Genomic DNA, 17,157 nt, shown 5'->3' on the forward strand with positions numbered 1-17,157 from the left:
CGCCGCACGCTCAGGGCCGGCCGGCCTGCCCGCGCGCGGGCAGGAGCCGCATGACGCGGCCCAGCATCGCGAGCCTCTCGTCGACCGTGGCATCGCCGGGAACCTGGATCTTCGCCCCGGCGTAGGAGAGCGCGTTCTCCGCCGCGCGGAGGCAACGGCGCACCTCGTCCGCGTCCATGAGGGACGTGGGCTCGTCCTGGGTGAGCGGCAGATGCGCGTCCGCCCACGGCCCTCCGTACCCGTTCGTGGCCGGGCCCGCGCCGGAGAACATGACGCCCGCCAGCAGCCCTTCGGAGACGAGGCGGGTGACGTGGTCGAGCGGCCGGCTGGGGTCCTGTGCCTCGATCGCCGAACGGCCCCAGTTGACGGTGATCCCGATCCCGCCTTCGCGCGCGAGGGGGATCTCGTCCTCCAGGGACAGGAACCGCTTCTCCCCCGGGACGGCCGGCGCGTACGCGTCGCAGTGTTCCAGGACGAGCCGGGTGGACCAGGCGCCCGCGGCGGGTTCACCCGCCGCGATCTCGTCGAGGGAACGGGCGAACATCTCCGCGACCGCGGTCGTCGAGGGCGCGGTGTGGATGTGGAGGACGGAGACCGACTGCTCGCCGGTGAGCTGGTTCAACTCCTCGGCGGCGGCGCGCGCCTCGTGGAGGAACCCGAGCGCCGCCCGTCGGCCTTCGGGGTCGGCGGAAGCGAGCCCGAAGGTGCCCGAAGCGCCCACCCGCGCCATCGTGCCGGGTATCAGGGTGAGCACACAGCGGGTGAAGCGGCCCCGCAGTTGTGCGGCGAACCAGGGGGCGTCCTCGCCCAGTCCGTCGCGGTACGGGATCTCCAGCCCGTCGGCGATGCCCCGGCCGGCCAGTCCCTCGTAGAAGCGTTCCCGGTCGGTGCGCGACGGGGGCAGGGCCGCGTAGGCGCCCACGAGGCGGGCAGGCAGGGCTGTGTTCATGATGTCGGGTCTCCCGTTCCGTGCGGTTGGGCCCGGTGGGGCAGGCGGGACACCCGCCCCTCGGCTCACGGTCCAGGGAGATCCTATCTAAGATCAGACGTCTGATGTCTAGGCTCCGGGTTCCGGCCCGTCCCCCGGTGCCCCGCGCCGTGACGGGACGCCGGGGGGGGGACGTCTGCCGACCCGGCGCCTCAGAGGCGTTCGATGATGGTCACGTTCGCCTGGCCGCCGCCCTCGCACATGGTCTGTAGGCCGTACCGGCCGCCGGTGCGCTCCAGTTCGTGCAGCAGGGTCGTCATCAGTTTGGCGCCGGTGGCACCGAGCGGATGGCCGAGCGCGATGGCGCCGCCGTTGACGTTGACCCTGTCCGGGTCGGCGCCGGTCTCCTTCAGCCAGGCGAGGACGACCGGGGCGAACGCCTCGTTGATCTCGACCAGATCCATGTCTCCGATGGACATGCCAGCCTTCTTCAACGCGTACGCCGTCGCCGGAATGGGCGCGGACAGCATCCGGATCGGGTCCTCTCCGCGGACCGACAGGTGGTGAATGCGGGCCCGGGGCGTGAGGCCGTGTTCGGCGACGGCCCGCTCGGAGGCGATGAGCAGCGCCGAGGCGCCGTCGGACACCTGCGAGGAGACCCCGGCCGTGAGCCGGCCGCCCTCGACGACGGGCTTGAGGCCGGCCATCTTCTCCAGCGAGGTGTCGCGGCGCGGCCCCTCGTCCACGGTCACCTCTCCGTACGCGACGGTCTCCCGGGCGAAGCGGCCCTCGTCGATGGCGCGCAGGGCCCGCTGGTGCGAGCGGAGCGCGAAGTGCTCCATGTCCTCGCGGGAGATGCCCCACTTCTCCGCGATGAGTTCGGCGCCGTGGAACTGGTTGACCGGTGCGTCGCCGTAGCGGGCGCGCCAGCCCTCGGAGCCGGCGTACGGGCCGTCGGTCAGTCCCAGGGGTTCGGCGGCCTGGCGGCTGGCGTAGGCGATGGGGATCATCGACATGTTCTGGGTGCCGCCCGCGACGACCAGGTCCTGGGTGCCGGACATCACGCCCTGGGCGGCGAAATGGACGGCCTGCTGGGAGGAGCCGCACTGCCGGTCGACGGTGGTGCCGGGCACCTCCTCGGGGAGGCCCGCGGCGAGCCAGGCGGTGCGGGCGATGTCCCCGGCCTGCGGGCCGACCGTGTCCAGGCAGCCGAAGACGACGTCCTCCACCGCGGCCGGGTCGATGCCGCTGCGTTCGACCAGCGCCTTGATGACGTGGGCCCCGAGGTCGGCGGGGTGGACGGCGGAGAGTCCGCCCTTGCGCCGGCCGACCGGGGTGCGTACCGCTTCGACGATGTAGGCCTCGGCCATGACTGCTCCTTCGTGGGTGGGATGAGCGGGGGTGTCAGGTGTTCGTGGTGATGCCCGCGAGGACCATGGACAGGTACTGCCGGGCGATCTCCTCCGGGCTGTGGGTGCCGCCGGGGCGGTACCAGGAGGCGGCCACCCACACGGTGTCGCGGACGAACCGGTAGACCAGCCGGACGTCCAGATCGCCGCGGAAGGCCCGTTCGGCGACGCCGCGTTCCAGCGTGCGCAGCCAGGCGTTCTCGAACTTCGGCTGGGAGTCGGCGAGATAGGCGAAGCGCGGCTGGGCGGAGAGGTGTCTGGACTCCCGCTGGTAGATGGCGACCGCCGGTCCGTGCCGGTCTATCTGCCGGAAGGACTGGGTGACGAGTGCCCCGATGGCCTCACGAGGGGCGAGCCCGGCGGCCATGACGGTGTCGTAGCCCGTCCACAACTCGTCCAGAAAGGCCGAGAGGATCTCGTCGAGCATCGATTCCTTGGAATCGAAGTGGTAGTAGAGGCTGCCCGCGAGCATCCCGGCGGCGTCCGCGATGCGACGGACGGTGGTGGCGTTGTAGCCCTGGGCCGCGAACACCTCGGCGGCGGTCGCCAGCAGTTCGGCGCGGCGCTCGGCGTTCGCGTGTCCGGTGATCGGGCTCACGCCCTCTGGCTGCTGACGGCGACGGTCTCCCCCGTCATGTACGAGGAGTAGTCGCTGGCCAGGAAGACGATGACGTTGGCGATCTCCCAGGGTTCGGCGTACCGGCCGAAGGCCTCGCGCTCGGTGAGTTCGGCCAGGAGTTCAGGGGTCGTGACCTTCACCAGGTGCGGATGCATGGCCAGGCTCGGGGCGACGGCGTTGACGCGTACGCCGAAGTCGGCCGCCTCCAGTGCGGCGCACCGGGTGAGGGCCATGACACCGGCCTTCGCGGCGGCGTAGTGGGCCTGGCCGCGCTGGGCGCGCCAGCCGATGACGGAGGCGTTGTTGACGACGATGCCGCCGGTGTCGCGGCGCTTGAAGTGGCGCAGGGCGGTGCGGGTGCACCGGAAGGTGCCGTTGAGGGTCACGTCGAGGACCTTCGACCACTGGTCGTCGGTCATGTCGACGAGGTCGGCGGTGCCGCCGAGACCGGCGTTGTTGACGACGATGTCGAGGCCGTCGTGGCGTTCGGCGGCGAGCGCGAAGAGGGCGTCGACCTGCCGCTGGTCGGTGACGTCGCAGGGCAGCGCGGCGACGTTGTCCGCACCGTACTCCTCGGCGAGGGCGGCCGCGCTCTCCTTGAGGCGGCGTGCGTGGGCGTCGCCGATGACGATCCGGGCACCCTCCTCCAGAAACCTGCGGGCGGTCGCTCCGCCGATTCCGGCGCCGGCCGCCGCGGTGATCACGGCGGTGCGTCCGGCCAGGAGGGAGTGGCCCGGTACATAGGGCGGCTGCGGGGTCACGGGCGGATCTCCTTGGGCAGGCCGAGGACACGCTCGGCGATGATGTTGCGCTGGATCTCGTTGGATCCGGCGTAGATGGTGTCGGAGCGCGAGAAGAGGAACAGCCGCTGCCAGTCGTCGAGTTCGTAGGGCGCCTCGGGAGCGGTCATGCCGCCTGCGCCCAGGACGCTCATGGCGAGTTCGCCGAGTTCCCGGTGCCAGGTGGCCCAGAAGATCTTCCCGATGGACGCCTCGGGACCGGGTGCGCCCGCCGCCACGCCGTCGAGCATGCGCAGGGCGTTGCACCGGATGGTCTCCAGTCCCGTCCAGGCGCGGGCCAGCCGGTCGCGGATCAGTGGGTCGTCGGCGGCGCCGCTGCGCCGGGCCAGGTCGATGAGGGCTTCGAGTTCGCGCCGGAAGCCGACCTGCTGGCCGAGGGTGGAGACACCGCGTTCGAAGCCGAGCGTGGCCATGGCGACCCGCCAGCCGTCGCCGGGTTCACCGACGAGGTGCGCGGCGCGGGTGCGGGCGCCGTCGAAGAAGACCTCGTTGAATTCGGAGGTGCCGGTCAGCTGCTGGATCGGCCGTATCTCCACGCCCGGCTGATCGAGCGGAACCAGGAGATAGGAGAGGCCCGCGTGGCGGGTGGAGCCCGCCTCGGTGCGGGCGACGACGAAGCACCACTGGGCGTCGTGGGCGAGTGACGTCCAGATCTTCTGCCCCGTGACCACCCAGTCCTCGCCGTCCCGCTCGGCCCTGGTCCGTACGTTCGCCAGGTCGGACCCGGCGTCCGGTTCGCTGTAGCCCTGGCACCAGAGCTCCTCGACGGCGACGATCGGCGGCAGGAAGCGGGCCCGCTGCTCGGGGGTGCCGAAGGCCACCAAGGTCGGGCCGAGCAGTTGCTCCCCGATGTGGTTGACCCGCGCGGGGGCGTCGGCCAGGGCGTACTCCTCGTGGAAGGCGACCTGTTGCTCGATGGTCGCGCCCCGGCCTCCGTGCTCCTCGGGCCATCCCACACACGTCCAGCCCTCGGCCGCCATGTGCCGCTCCCAGGCGAGCCGTTCGGCGAAGGCCTCGTGCTCACGGCCGGGTCCGCCTCGGCCGCGAAGGCCCGCGAAGGCACCGGTGAGGTTGGCGGCCAGCCAGCCGCGGATCTCGGTGCGGAACTCCTCGACGCTGCTCATGGGGGTACGTTAATCTACCAAACACTTGTTAGGGAAGGAGGGGCCGATGTCCGCTGCCCACGACGAACCGGTGCGCTACGAGAAGCGGGGCCCGGTCGCGACGGTCACCATGAACCGGCCCGATTACCGCAACGCGCAGAACTCCGCGATGACGTACGCCCTGGACCGGGCGTTCTACCGCGCGGCCGACGACAGCGAGGTGAGGACGGTCGTCCTGGCCGGGGCGGGCGAGCACTTCTCCGCCGGCCACGACATCGGAACCCCGCAGCGGGACGCGCATCTGCCGTTCGAACGCCGGGCGGGACTGTGGTGGGACCACTCGGACAAGGAGGGCGCGGAGAGCCGGTTCGCCCGTGAGTCCGAGGTGTATCTGGGGATGTGCCGCCGCTGGCGGGAGCTGCCCAAGCCCGTCATCGCCTCCGTGCAGGGGGCATGCGTGGCGGGCGGTCTGATGCTCGCCTGGGTGTGCGACCTGATCGTGGCCTCGGACGACGCGTTCTTCGCCGATCCCGTGGTCCGGATGGGCATCCCCGGCGTCGAGTACTTCGCCCATCCGTGGGTGATGCCGCCACGGATCGCCAAGGAGTTCCTCTTCACCGGTGACCGGATGAGCGCGCAGCGCGCCTACGAGGTCGGCATGGTCAACCGGGTCGTCTCCCGCGATGAACTGAGCGCGCGTACGCAGGAGTTGGCGCTTCGCATCGCGGAGATGCCGCGCATGGGCCTGGCGCTGACCAAGCGCGCGGTCAACCAGGCCGAGGATCTCCAGGGCATGCACACGGGGATGGACTCGGTGTTCGGCCTGCACCATCTCGCGCACGCGCACAACGCCGAGACCGCGCCGGACGCCCTCGGCGGCATGGACATCCGGGCGATGAAGAGGGCGGGCGCCTGATGGACCTCGATTTCGACGCGGCCGACGAGGCGTTCCGTACCGAGGCACGCGAGTGGCTGGCCACCCACGTTCCGGCCGCTCCCCTGCCGTCCCTGGAGACCGCCGAGGGCTTCGCCGCGCACCGGGAGTGGGAGGCGGCCCTGGCGGCCGACCGCTGGTCGGCCGTCTCCTGGCCCGAGGAGTTCGGCGGACGCGGGAGTTCCCTGCTGCACTGGATGATCTTCGAGGAGGAGTACTACGCCGCCGGCGCTCCCGGCCGGGTCAGCCAGAACGGCATCAGCCTGCTGGCGCCGACCCTCTTCGAGAACGGCACCGCCGGGCAGCGGGGCAGGATCCTGCCCGCCATGGCGCGCGGTGAGGTCATCTGGGCGCAGGCCTGGTCCGAGCCGGAATCCGGTTCGGACCTGGCCTCGCTGAGGTCGACGGCCGTACGGACCGAGGGCGGCTGGCTCCTCAACGGCCAGAAGACGTGGTCCTCCAGGGCCGCCTTCGCCGACCGGGCCTTCGGCCTGTTCCGCAGCGACCCGGACGCGGACCGGCCGCACCGGGGGCTCACCTATCTGATGTTCCCGCTGGACGCCGAGGGCGTGACCGTACGGCCCATCGGGCGGCTCGACGGGAAGCCCGCCTTCGCCGAACTCTTCCTGGACGGGGTGTTCGTACCCGACGAGGACGTCATCGGTGAGCCCGGCCAGGGCTGGCGGGTCGCGATGAGCACCACGGGCAACGAGCGTGGGCTCACCCTGCGCAGCCCGGGCCGCTTCACGGCCGCCGCGGACCGCCTCACCGCTCTGTGGCGGGAGTACGGCGACCCGGCGGACACGGCGCTGCGCGACCGGGTCGCCGACGCGGTGATCGGGGCCCGCGCCTACCGGATGTTCTCCTACGCGGGCGCCTCCCAGGTCCTGCACGGCGACGGCGCGCCCGCCGGGCCCACCTCCAGCCTCAACAAGATCTTCTGGTCCGAGCTGGACATCGCGCTGCACGAGACGGCACTCGACCTGCTCGGCCCCTACGGCGAACTCGCCGACCACGCCACCCAGGCGCCGGACCAGGGCAGTTGGTCCGAGGGCTACACCTTCTCGCTGGCGGGCCCCGTCTACGCGGGCACCAACGAGATCCAGCGCGACATCATCGCCGAGCGGCTGCTCGGCCTGCCGAAGGGACGCCGCTGATGCGTTTCCTCCTGGACGCCGAGCAGCGGGACTTCGCCCGCTCCCTCGACGGCCTGCTCACCTCCTGCGACACCCCGGCCGCGGTACGGTCCTGGGCCGCCGGGGACCACGGCCCGGGGCGCGCCGTCTGGGCCCGGCTGGCCGAGGCCGGGGTGTTCGCACTCGCGGTACCGGAGAAGCACGAGGGCCTCGGCCCGCTTCCACTCGAACTGGCGCTGTCCTTCGAGGTCCTGGGGCGGCACGCCGTTCCCGGGCCGCTGGTCGAGACGGTTGCCGCGGCGGCCCTGCTGGACCGGCTCGGTGACGACCGCGTCGCCGCCGACAGGCTGCCCGGCGTCGCCTCCGGGAAGTCGGTCGTGTCCCTCTGCCTGACCTCCCTCGGCCCGTACGCCCTGGACGCCGACGCGGCCGACACGGTGTTCGTGGTCGACGGCGACACCTTGCGCCTCGCCGCCGGGCCGGGGACCGTGCAGCCCTCGGCCGACCCCGCGCGGCGGCTGTCACCGCCGACGGCGGGAACGGTCCTCGCCCAGGGCCCCGCGGTGGCCGCCGCCGCCGGATACGCCGCCGATGTGGCCGCCCTCGTCACCGCGGCCCAGGCACTCGGAGTCGGCCGGACCCTGCTGGCCCGCACGGTCGAATACGTCACCCGGCGCACCCAGTTCGGGGTGGCCATCGGCTCCTTCCAGGCGGTCAAGCACCGGCTGGCCGACACCCTGCTGGCCCTGGAGTTCGCCGAGCCGCTGGTCCACGGCGCCGCGCTCGCGCTCGCCGCCGGCGACGACACGGCGGGGCGTGACATCGCCGCGGCCAAGGTCACAGCGGGCGAGGCCGCCTACGCGGCGGCGCGCACGGCCATCCAACTGCACGGCGCCGTGGGCTACACCGACGAACTCGACCTGTCCCTGTGGATCCGCAAGGCGCGGCCGCTGCGCGACGCCTGGGGCACCCCGGCCGCGTGCCGGGCCCGCGTCATGGCCACCTGACCGCACGCCGAAAGGAGCAGCCCGATGAGACTGACGCAGGAGCAGGAGGAGCTGCGGTCGGCCGTGCGCTCGCTGCTGACAAGCCATCACACCGAGTCTGCCTGGGCGCCTTTGAGCGAACAGATCGGCGCGGCCGGTCTCGCCGTGCCCGAGGGGTACGGCGGGGCGGGCGGCGGCGCCCGTGACGTGCATGTCCTGATGGAGGAGCTGGGCCGGAGCCTGAGCCCGCTGCCCTGTCTGGGATCGGCCGTCATCACGGCGGGGGCGCTGCTGGCCTCCGGCGACAAGGAGGCGTGCGGGCGGCTGCTGCCGGGTCTCGCCGAGGGCGCCGCCGTGGGCACCCTGGCATGGGCCGAGCAGGGCTCCTGGGAACAGGCCGCGATACGCGCCGAAGCGGTGGCGGGCCCCGGTGGCGGCCATCTGGTCACCGGTACCAAGGAGTTCGTACTGGACTGGCCCGGCGTGGACGTCCTGCTCGTCGCTGCCCGGACGGCCCGCGGGGTGTCGCTCTTCGAGGTGGCGCCCGACAGCGCCGGGGTGCGCCGGGAACCCCTCGTGACCATGGACGGGACCCGGGCCCAGGCCCGGTGGGTGCTGGACGGCGCCGGGGGACGGCTGCTGGGCGTGGACGGCGACGGCGGGCGGTGCCTGGAGCACGTGCGGGATCTGGCGTGTGCGGCGCTCGCCGCGGAGCAGGTGGGCGCAGCCGAGCGCTGTCTGGAGCTCACCGTCGAATACGCCAGGAACCGGGTCCAGTTCGGACGGCCCATCGGCTCCTTCCAGGCGGTCAAGCACCGGCTGGCGGATGCCTACGTCCTGGTGGAGTCGGCACGGTCGGCGGCGCTCGGAGCCGCCTTCGCCGCCGACGAGGACCCGGGCGCGCTGCCGCGGGCCGCCGCCGTCGCGAAGTCCGTCTGTTCCGAGGCGTTCTCGGCGGTGGCCGGCGAGATGATCCAGCTGCACGGCGGGATCGGGATCACCTGGGAGCACGACGCGCACCGCTACTTCAAGCGGGCGCACGGAACGGGCGAACTGTTCGGACCGCCCGCCCACCACCGGGCGCGGCTTGCCGCGGAGCTCGGCATGGCCGCCCGATGAGCGGATCCCAGCAGACGGAGAAGGGCGTGCACCGCATGGACATCGAGGACGCGTTGGACTTCACGGGGCGCGTGGTACTGGTCACCGGCGGCACCAAGGGCATCGGTGCCGCCATCGCCGGGGCGTTTCTCGGCGCCGGGGCGGACGTGGTGGTCTGCGGGCGCACCGCCCCGGACACGCTGCCGACGGCAGGGGGCCGGGAGGCGGTCTTCGTCCCCGCCGACGTGCGCGATCCGGCGGCGGCGTCCTCCTTGGTGGACGCCGCGGTGGAACGCTTCGGCCGCCTCGACGTGCTCGTCAACAACGCGGGCGGCTCCCCCGACGCCGACGCGGCCACCGTCTCGCCCCGCTTCGTGGAGAAGATCGTCGCGCTCAACCTGCTCGCGCCCTTCTACGTGGCGCAGGCGGCCCACCGCGTCATGAGCGCCCAGGACGGCGGCGGCTCGGTCATCAACATCGGCAGCGTCTCGGGCCAGGACCCGCAGCCCGGCACCGCCGCCTACACGGCCGCCAAGGCCGGGCTGCTGGCCCTCACCAGGGCGCTGGCCCTGGAGTGGGCGCCAGCGGTCCGGGTCAACCACATCACCACCGGGCTGATCCGCACCGAGAGCGCGGCGTCGGTCTACGGCGCGGACGGCGGGGCGGCGGTGGCGGGCGTCATCCCGATGGGACGGATGGCCGTGCCCGCGGACGTCGCCCACGCCTGTCTGTTCCTTGCGGGCGGCCTGTCCGGGTACATCAACGGCGCGGACCTCGCGGTGCACGGCGGCGGGGAGTTCCCCGCCCGCTACCTGGCGGCGAGGGCGGCCGGCGAGCAGAACTGAGGACGCGAAACGGTCCCGGCCCCGCACGGGGTCCGGGACCGTTTCGCGTACCGAGCGAGCCGGCCGGTCGCGCGTGATCAGACCAGGTTGTCCTCGACCGTCAGGCCGAACGCTCCGCGCCCGTACATCGCGAGGGCGCGTTCCACGTCGTTGGCGACGTGGACGCTGCCCGCGTGGGCGTCGCGCCAGGCGCGTTCGACGGGGTTGCCGCGCCGCAGCGCGTTGCCGCCGGCGGTCTTGAAGAGCAGGTCGATGGCGGCCACGGCCCGTTCGGTGCCCCGGACCTGGTCGCGCCGGGTACGCAGCCTCAGTTCCATGGGGATCTCCTGTCCCGCGGAAGCGAGTCCGAGCAGCTCGCCCATGTTCCGGTCCATCTGGAGCACGGTCGCGTCGATGTCGGACGCGGCGCGCGCGATGGCGACCTGGGCGAACGGGTCCTCGGCGAAGTTCCCGCCGCCCAGGCTGAGCCGGACCCGCTCCTTCATCCGTGCCACGTACGAGGCGTATCCGCCGGAGACGGCTCCGAGCACCGGCGCGGTGACGGCGCTGGTGAAGATCGCACCGAACGGCAGCCGGTACAGGGGTCCCGGGTTGACCTGCTGCCCCGGCACCTTCAACTGCGCCTGTTCGTAGTTGCGGAGCACCCGGTGGGCCGGCACGAAGGCGCTCTCGACGACGACGTCGTTGCTGGCGGTGCCACGGAGCCCGACCACGTCCCACATGTCTTCGATACGGTAGTCGGCCCGGGGCACCAGCACGGTGAGGAAGTCCACCGGCCGCCCCTGCGCCCCGACCACGAGGGCGCCGAGCAGCGCCCAGGAGGCGTGTTCGCAGCCCGAGGAGAAGCTCCATCGGCCGGCCAGCTCGTAGCCCCCGTCGACGGGGGTGAGCCGGCCCACGGGGGCGTACGACGAGGAGATGCGGGTGTCCGGGTCCTCGCCCCACACGTCCTGCTGCGCCTGCTCGGGGAACAGGCCGAGCTGCCACGGATGGACGCCCAGGACGGATGCCACCCAGCCCGTGGAGCAGCACACCGCGGAGATCTCCCGCACCACCCGGTAGAAGTCGACAGGATCGCTCTCCAGACCGCCGAACCGGGTCGGCTGGAGCATTCGGAACACCCCGGCCCCGGACAGCTCGCGGATCGTGGCAGCGGGGATGCGCCGTGCCTCGTCCGTCGTGACGGCCCGCTTCTCGACGGCCGGCAGCAGGGCGCGCACCGATTCCAGAACCTCGTTGCCCACAGTCCGTCCTCCATACCCTTGTCGCCCGGTGAGGCGTGTCGGTCAGACCGCCCGCAGGACGGTCTTGTCCACCTTTCCGGTGGCATTGCGGGGAAGGGCCCCGAGGATGACGACCTCGCGGGGGACCTTGAAGTTGGCGAGCCGCTCGCGGCAGTGGCCGACGAGGTCGTCCGGCTCCGTCCCGGTGCCGGGCCGGACCGTCACGTACGCGCGGCCGACCTCACCGAGCCGCGCGTCCGGAACACCGACCACGGCGGCCTCGGCGACGGCGTCGTGGCCGGTGAGCACCTGCTCGACCTCGGCCGGATAGACGTTGAACCCGCCGACCGTGAACATCTCCTTGGACCGTCCGGTGATCACCAGATTGCCGCGGGCGTCGAGGTGGCCGATGTCGCCGGTGTCCAGCCACCCTTCGGTGTCGACGGCCGCCGCGGTGGCCCCGGGATCGTCGAGGTAGCCCTGCATGACGTGGTATCCGCGTACCAGGATCCGGCCGTCCCTTCCGGCCGGCAGCGGGCACCGGTCGCCGTCGGCCACGAGCACTTCGGTGCCGTCGATCGGACGGCCGGCGGTCAGGGCCACGGTCTCGGCGTCGTCGTCCGCCGAGCACACGGTGACCGTGCCGCAGGTCTCGGTGAGTCCGTACGCGGTGAGCACCTCGGGGAAGAGCTCGGCGCGCATCCGCCGCACGAGGGCGACGGGGACGACGGCCGCACCGGTCACCGCCAGCCGCAGCGAGGACAGGTCGAACCGGTCCCGGCCGGGCGCGTCCAGCAGTTCCGTGTAGATCGTGGGCGGGCCGGGCAGTACGGTGATCCGCTCGGCCTCGACGGTCCGCAGCACCCGGTCCACGTCGAACACCGGCTGCAGCACCATCGTGGCACCGCGCAGCAGGCACGCGAGTACGCCGGCCTTGTAGCCGAAGCAGTGGAACATCGGGTTGATGACGAGGTAGCGGTCGTCGCCGGTGACGCCGGTCCGGCCGCTCCAGGCCCAGTAGGTGGCGAGGTTCTGCCGGTGCGTGGTCAGCGCGCCCTTGGGACGCCCCGTCGTGCCCGAGGTGAAGAGCAGGTCGCAGGGATCGTCGGGGCGCACGGCGGCCGTACGGTCCGTGGCCTCGGCATCCGCCACCCGTGCGCCGTGCCGCAGGAACTCCTCCCAGGGCAGGGTGCCGGGCGGGGCGGCGGCATCGAGGGCCACCACCTGTTCCAGCGCGCCCGGCCGGGGCTCCGCGGCCCCCTCGTCCCCGGTGGTCAGCATGGACAGGTAGTCCTTGCCGAGGAATCCGTTCTCGACGAACAGCATCCGCGCACCGCTGCGTTGCAGGAGCAGGCGCGCCTCGGCGCCCCTGTAGCGGGTGTTGACGGGAACCAGGACCGCGCCGGCCGATGTGACGGCGAGTGCGGCGACGACCCAGCGGTGGCTGTTCGGTGCCCAGACCGCGATCCTGTCCCCGCGCCGGATGCCGTGCGCGAGGAGCGACTTCACGGCCGCCCGTACCAGTGCGTGCAGCTGACCCCAGGTCAGCGTCACGTCACCGTCCACGACCGCTTCCCGGCCGGGGTGCCGGCCCGCGGCGAGATCGAGTGCGCCGGGAAGGGTCAGGGGGTGCTCGGTTTCGCTCATGTGCTCTCCGGAAGGGGACGGGGACGGCCGACGCGGACGGAATCTGATATACCGTCAGGATGATGGGGGCAGCATCTTCCTGGATGCCTCGTGGGCTGCGAGAGCGAGCTCGGCGCGGGGGAAACCGCTGCGCTTCTCCGCGGCCGCCGCATTGCCGCCGGCGACCAGAACGGGTCCGTCGGCGAGGTGTTCCAGCCCCTCCCGGGCGACGTCGTCCGGTTCCGCGACCCGCAGACCGGGCAGGTCCATGCGCAGCCCCGCGCGCTCCATGGCCGGCGTCCTGGTCACTCCGAGGACGAGTTCCAGGACGTGCACACCGTGCGGCCGCAGTTCCAGCCACAGCCCCTCGGCGAACACCCGGCTGAAGGCCTTGGCCGCCGAGTAGATGCTGATCTGCGCCTGGCCGAGGTATCCGGAGAGCGAGCCGACCAGCATGATGCCGCCCCGGCCGCGCTCCTTCATCAGGGCGCCGAAGTGATGAGTGAGGGCCAGTTGCGCGGTGATGTTGAGGTCGAGGACACCCTGGACACGGGTCAGGTCGCCGGTGACGAACTCGTGGCCGTAGCTGTTGGCTCCCGCGTTGAAGATCAGCAGACCGACCTCGAGTCCGTCGGTGACCGCACGGACCGCGGCCGGTGCGCCGGGGTCGAGCAGGTCCAGTGCGAGTGTGCGGACCTCGACGCCCTTGGCGCGCACCTTCTCCGCGGTCTCGTTCAGGGGGCCCGGCCTGCGGGCGATGAGCACCAGGTTGATCCCGGCGTCGGCGAGCAGGCCGGCGAACGAGGCGCCGACTCCCTCGGATCCGCCGGCGACGACCGCCCAGGGCCCGTACACGTTCTTGTCGGTCATCGAGTGCCTCTCTTGGTCCTGGCCGCCGCGGTGCCGCGACCGTAAAGCGCTCCTGCGGGGGCGCGCGCCGGGCATCCCACTGGCCGGGATGCCCGGGTCCGGGCCGCTCGGTCAGACGGCGTCGGCGGGCAGGCCGGCCATGTGCCGCACGGCCAGGGAGGCGAACACCATGGCGGTGCCGATGGGGATGCCGGGGCCGGGGTAGACGCCGCCGGTGAAGGAGGCGCTGGTGTTCCCGGCGGCGTACAGGCCGGTCAGCGGGCGCCCGTCGGTGCCCAGGACGCGGGCGTCCGCGTCCGTACGCAGACCGCCCTTGGTGCCGAGGTCGGCGAGGACCACCCGGGCCGCGAAGTACGGCGGCCGGTCGAGCGGGACCAGGCACGGATTGGGCCCGGGAGCGTTCTTCCTGTCGGCGAAGAACAGGTCGTACGGGTCCTCGCCGCGGTGGTGGTCCTCGTCGGTCCCGGCGGCCGCGAAGCCGTTGAACCGGCCGACGGTGTCCGTCAGGGGGCCGGCCGGCACGCCGATGAGGGCGGCGAGCTCCGGCAGCGATTCGGCACTCACCCAGGTGCCGGCCGCCAGGTGATCCGCCGGGTCGACGGGAGGCACCGTGATGGCCGGCAGGGCGCCGCCCTCGCGGGAGTCGAAGATCAGGTGGACGGGCGCGTCCGAACCCCCGCCCGCGGCGATGGCACGGCCCATGCGGTCGTACGGCAGCGACTCGTTGGCGAACCGCCGCCCCGAGCCGTCCACCATCAGACCGCCCCGCAGACCGAGGGTGAACGCGGCCGAACCGTCGGGGAGTTCGGTCCCCGGGCACCACCAGGCCTCGTCCATGAGGCCGGTGGCGGCGCCCGCCGCGAGGGCGGCGCCGAGCAGCTCGCCGGTGTTGGTGCCGTGGGGAGCCATGCTCCGGGCGGCCCCGCCGGGCACCCCGTGCTCGGTGCGCAGGGCCTCGTCGCGCTCGAAACCGCCGGCGGCCAGCAGCACGCCGCGGCGGGCCCGTATCCGGACCGTGCCGTGCGGTGTCCGGGCCTCGACGCCGGCGATCCGGCCGCCCTCGGTGACGAGGGCGGTGACGTGGTGCTCGGTGCGGACGAGTGCGTTGCCGGTGCGGGTGGCCGCGAGCAGGAGGCGGCCGATCAGGGCGCGGCCCGCGGTCAGCGGTGCGCCGGCGGGGTGCCCCTGGCCCGCACGGTCGCGGTCGATTGCCGGACGTACCAGGGGCAGGAGCGCGCCGAGCAGCTCCGGGTCCAGGTCCAGGGGGACGAAGGAGCGGCCGGCGTCCATCCGGCCGGGTGCGGCCACGTAGTCGGGGAAGGCACGCCACTCGAACGCGATCACCGGATCGCGTTCGAGCCGGCTCACGAGTGCGGGGGCGTGCCGAAGGAAGGCGGTCCTGCGGGGGGCTTCGGCGTCGCCGGTGAGGGTGCGCAGATAGAGGTCGGCCGCCTCCGTGGAGTCGCCGAGCCCGGCGCGCTCCTGCACCTGGGTGCCGGGCAGCCAGCAGGCGGCCCCGGAGTAGGCGGAGGTGCCGCCGAGCAGCGCCGTCCGTTCCAGTACGACGGTGTCGAGGCCGTCGCCCGCGGCCACCAGGGCCCCGGTCATCGCTCCCGCCCCGGATCCGACGACGATCACGTCGTGGGTGGCGTCCCAGCCCTGCCGGCCGTCCCGCATGGATGACCCCTCCTGCCGCTCGGTGGTGTGCGGCCCCAGCAGACCCGTTCGGCGCCGGGGCCGGTGGGGCCGGTCCCGCTGAGCGGTACGGCGGGGCGCGTGCGCGGGACGCGTGGAGGGGCCCGGCGTATTGTCTGTGCAGCTGTAGACACCACCGAGCTCCGGGAGAGAGCGCGTGCCCAGAATCGCCGAGGCCAGGGCCGGGGCCGAGCCCAGTTCGCCCCGGCAGCGCGCACGCCGTCAGAGCATCCTGAAGGTGGCGGCGGACATCGCCGCCACGACGGGTCTCGAACGGGTGCAGATGCAGGAGGTCGCCAAGTCCGCAGGCGTCGCGATCGCGACCCTGTACCGGTACTTCCCGTCGAAGACCCATCTGTTCACCGCGTTGATGGCCGACCAGATCGAGGGGTTCGCGGCGCGGGTGCCCGAGCGCCCGGCAGACACCTCGCCCGAGGACGCCGTCTTCGAGACCCTGGGCAGCGCGACGCGCAATCTGCTGCGCAGGCCGGCCCTCGCCACGGCGATGATCCAGTCGGCGAACGCGGCCCGTGCCTCGACGGTCCCCGACCTGGCGCGGATCGACTCGGGCTTCGTCGACCTGCTGGTGCGGGCCTGGGGCGTGGAGGAGCCCACGGACCACCACATCACCCGTCTGCGGCTGCTGATCCTGCTCTGGTACGGAGTGCTGCAGTCGCGGCTCAACGAGCGGCTGACCCCGCAGGAGGCGGATGCCGATCTGCGGATGGCCTGCCACCTCCTGCTCGCCCCGGAGACCGACGCCGGCTGAACCCGGCCCCGGCGGGGCCGAGTGGGTCGCCCGGGCACGTCCGTCGGTGCAGCGGGGCCGGCGCGCCCCCGGCCGGGCGGTTTCTGCCGCATCCCCGTCGCCCCAGCCGGGTGTACTCGTCCCGCCGGCTCAGCGGCTCTGCTGCGTCCCCGTCGTGTCGAGTCCGGCGACGCTGTAGGCGGCGTAGGTCCGGTGCGGGTCACGGCCGCGGAAGTACGTGGTCAGCTGCTCGTCGAGTTCGGCCGGGGTGAAGGTGCCGTCCGCGGCGGTGAACTTCCGTTCCACGGTGGGCGGGGCGAGCAGCGCGACCATGTCGCCGTAGACGACGAAGACCTGCCCGTTGATCTCGTCGGCGGCCGGGGAGGCCAGGTGCCCGACGAGGGTGGCGACGCGCTCGGGGGCCATGATGTCGAGGCCTCCCGGTGCGGTCGCGCCCTCTCCGAAGGACTCGGCCGTCATGGCGGTGCGGGCGCGGGGACAGATGGCGTTGGCGCGTACGCCGTAGCGGGCCAGGCCCTGCGAGGTGGACAGGGTCAGCGCGGTGATCCCGGCCTTGGCGGCGGAGTAGTTCGGCTGGCCGGGGGACCCGAACAGGAAGGCCTCGGACGAGGTGTTGATCACGCGGCCGTAGACCGGGGCGCCGGACGCCTTGCTCGCCGCGCGCCAGTGGACGGCCGCGGCGCGGGAGACCGCGGCGTGTCCCTTGAGGTGGATCCGCAGGACGTCGTCCCAGTCGGACTCGGTGAGGTTGAAGAGCATCTTGTCGCGGAGGACTCCCGCGTTGTTGACGACGATGTCCAGACTGCCGAAGCTCTCCACGGCCGCCCGCACCAGCCGGTCGCCCATGGCCCAGTCGCCGACGTCACCGGTCACCGCCACGGCCCCCGCGCCGAGGGCCCTGATCTCGGCGGCCACGTCGTCGGCCGCCGGGCCGATGTCGTTCACCACCACGTTGGCGCCGAGCGCCGCGAGTGCCAGTGCCTCGGCGCGGCCGAGTCCCGCTCCCGCGCCGGTGACGACGGCGGTGCGCCCCTCCAGGGTCGTCGCCGAGGGGGTGTGCGTCGCGCTCATGCTGCCTCATTCCGTGTTGCGTCGATCCGCTGGATACGCGGGCGC

Annotated in this window: 16 protein-coding genes; 6 read left to right on the top strand and 10 right to left on the bottom strand. The window is 72.9% G+C overall.

Going from position 1 to position 17,157, the window contains the following annotated elements:
* Nucleotides 1–10: 10 nt before the first annotated feature.
* The 5 genes from ACGFZA_RS30150 to ACGFZA_RS30170 all read right to left on the bottom strand — a co-directional run bounded on the left by ACGFZA_RS30150 (nucleotide 11) and on the right by ACGFZA_RS30170 (nucleotide 4,880).
* Nucleotides 11–949 carry a DUF4862 family protein gene (locus ACGFZA_RS30150; protein WP_393683226.1) on the bottom strand — a complete coding sequence of 313 codons (939 nt, stop codon included), beginning with the start codon at nucleotides 947–949 and terminating at the stop codon, nucleotides 11–13.
* 191 nt (nucleotides 950–1,140) lie between these two features.
* Nucleotides 1,141–2,298, bottom strand: a complete 1,158-nt coding sequence (locus ACGFZA_RS30155; RefSeq protein WP_385276867.1) for an acetyl-CoA C-acetyltransferase — start codon at nucleotides 2,296–2,298, stop codon at nucleotides 1,141–1,143.
* Between the two features lie 34 nt (nucleotides 2,299–2,332).
* Nucleotides 2,333–2,935 carry a TetR/AcrR family transcriptional regulator gene (locus ACGFZA_RS30160; RefSeq protein WP_385276864.1) on the bottom strand — a complete coding sequence of 201 codons (603 nt, stop codon included), beginning with the start codon at nucleotides 2,933–2,935 and terminating at the stop codon, nucleotides 2,333–2,335.
* Nucleotides 2,932–3,717, bottom strand: coding sequence for an SDR family oxidoreductase (locus ACGFZA_RS30165; protein ID WP_393683229.1), 786 nt, complete (start codon nucleotides 3,715–3,717; stop codon nucleotides 2,932–2,934). Before ACGFZA_RS30165 ends, ACGFZA_RS30160 begins: the two co-directional genes overlap by 4 nt.
* The gene (locus ACGFZA_RS30170; RefSeq protein ID WP_385276858.1) at nucleotides 3,714–4,880 is read right to left on the bottom strand and encodes an acyl-CoA dehydrogenase family protein; all 1,167 of its coding nucleotides are present in this window, start codon (nucleotides 4,878–4,880) and stop codon (nucleotides 3,714–3,716) included. Before ACGFZA_RS30170 ends, ACGFZA_RS30165 begins: the two co-directional genes overlap by 4 nt.
* Nucleotides 4,881–4,926: 46 nt before the next feature.
* Between ACGFZA_RS30170 and ACGFZA_RS30175 the strand changes: the two genes are divergently transcribed.
* The 5 genes from ACGFZA_RS30175 to ACGFZA_RS30195 are packed head-to-tail and all read left to right on the top strand — an operon-like array spanning nucleotide 4,927 to nucleotide 9,858.
* Nucleotides 4,927–5,775 carry an enoyl-CoA hydratase gene (locus tag ACGFZA_RS30175; RefSeq protein ID WP_385276854.1) on the top strand — a complete coding sequence of 283 codons (849 nt, stop codon included), beginning with the start codon at nucleotides 4,927–4,929 and terminating at the stop codon, nucleotides 5,773–5,775.
* The gene (locus tag ACGFZA_RS30180) at nucleotides 5,775–6,950 is read left to right on the top strand and encodes an acyl-CoA dehydrogenase family protein (RefSeq protein WP_385276851.1); all 1,176 of its coding nucleotides are present in this window, start codon (nucleotides 5,775–5,777) and stop codon (nucleotides 6,948–6,950) included. Before ACGFZA_RS30175 ends, ACGFZA_RS30180 begins: the two co-directional genes overlap by 1 nt.
* Nucleotides 6,950–7,936 (top strand): acyl-CoA dehydrogenase family protein, encoded by a 987-nt coding sequence (locus tag ACGFZA_RS30185; RefSeq protein ID WP_393683234.1) that lies wholly within the window; start codon nucleotides 6,950–6,952, stop codon nucleotides 7,934–7,936. The genes ACGFZA_RS30180 and ACGFZA_RS30185 overlap by 1 nt, the downstream gene beginning before the upstream one ends.
* 24 nt (nucleotides 7,937–7,960) lie before the next feature.
* Complete coding sequence (locus tag ACGFZA_RS30190) at nucleotides 7,961–9,034, top strand: acyl-CoA dehydrogenase family protein (RefSeq protein ID WP_393683236.1); 1,074 nt, start codon at nucleotides 7,961–7,963, stop codon at nucleotides 9,032–9,034.
* Entirely contained in the window at nucleotides 9,031–9,858 is an 828-nt protein-coding gene (locus ACGFZA_RS30195) for an SDR family oxidoreductase (RefSeq protein ID WP_393683238.1), read from the top strand. Before ACGFZA_RS30190 ends, ACGFZA_RS30195 begins: the two co-directional genes overlap by 4 nt.
* Nucleotides 9,859–9,935: 77 nt before the next feature.
* Here the strand turns inward: ACGFZA_RS30195 and hsaA are convergent, their stop codons facing one another.
* From hsaA to ACGFZA_RS30215, 4 genes are all read right to left on the bottom strand, one after another.
* Entirely contained in the window at nucleotides 9,936–11,102 is a 1,167-nt protein-coding gene (hsaA, locus tag ACGFZA_RS30200) for a 3-hydroxy-9,10-secoandrosta-1,3,5(10)-triene-9,17-dione monooxygenase oxygenase subunit (protein WP_393683240.1), read from the bottom strand.
* 42 nt (nucleotides 11,103–11,144) lie between these two features.
* Nucleotides 11,145–12,728, bottom strand: a complete 1,584-nt coding sequence (locus ACGFZA_RS30205; protein WP_393683242.1) for a FadD3 family acyl-CoA ligase — start codon at nucleotides 12,726–12,728, stop codon at nucleotides 11,145–11,147.
* Between the two features lie 54 nt (nucleotides 12,729–12,782).
* Nucleotides 12,783–13,577, bottom strand: a complete 795-nt coding sequence (locus ACGFZA_RS30210) for an SDR family NAD(P)-dependent oxidoreductase (RefSeq protein WP_385276833.1) — start codon at nucleotides 13,575–13,577, stop codon at nucleotides 12,783–12,785.
* 111 nt (nucleotides 13,578–13,688) lie between these two features.
* Nucleotides 13,689–15,254, bottom strand: coding sequence for an FAD-dependent oxidoreductase (locus ACGFZA_RS30215; protein ID WP_393683245.1), 1,566 nt, complete (start codon nucleotides 15,252–15,254; stop codon nucleotides 13,689–13,691).
* A 175-nt stretch (nucleotides 15,255–15,429) separates the two neighbouring features.
* Here ACGFZA_RS30215 and ACGFZA_RS30220 point away from each other — a divergent pair, with 175 nt between their 5' ends.
* The gene (locus ACGFZA_RS30220) at nucleotides 15,430–16,041 is read left to right on the top strand and encodes a TetR family transcriptional regulator (protein ID WP_385276827.1); all 612 of its coding nucleotides are present in this window, start codon (nucleotides 15,430–15,432) and stop codon (nucleotides 16,039–16,041) included.
* A 129-nt stretch (nucleotides 16,042–16,170) separates the two neighbouring features.
* Here ACGFZA_RS30220 and ACGFZA_RS30225 read toward each other — a convergent pair whose 3' ends face one another.
* Entirely contained in the window at nucleotides 16,171–17,112 is a 942-nt protein-coding gene (locus tag ACGFZA_RS30225; RefSeq protein WP_385276824.1) for a 3-oxoacyl-ACP reductase, read from the bottom strand.
* Nucleotides 17,113–17,157 lie beyond the last annotated feature (45 nt).

The sequence above is a fragment of the Streptomyces sp. NPDC048211 genome (assembly GCF_043202315.1).
Lineage (GTDB): Bacteria > Actinomycetota > Actinomycetes > Streptomycetales > Streptomycetaceae > Streptomyces.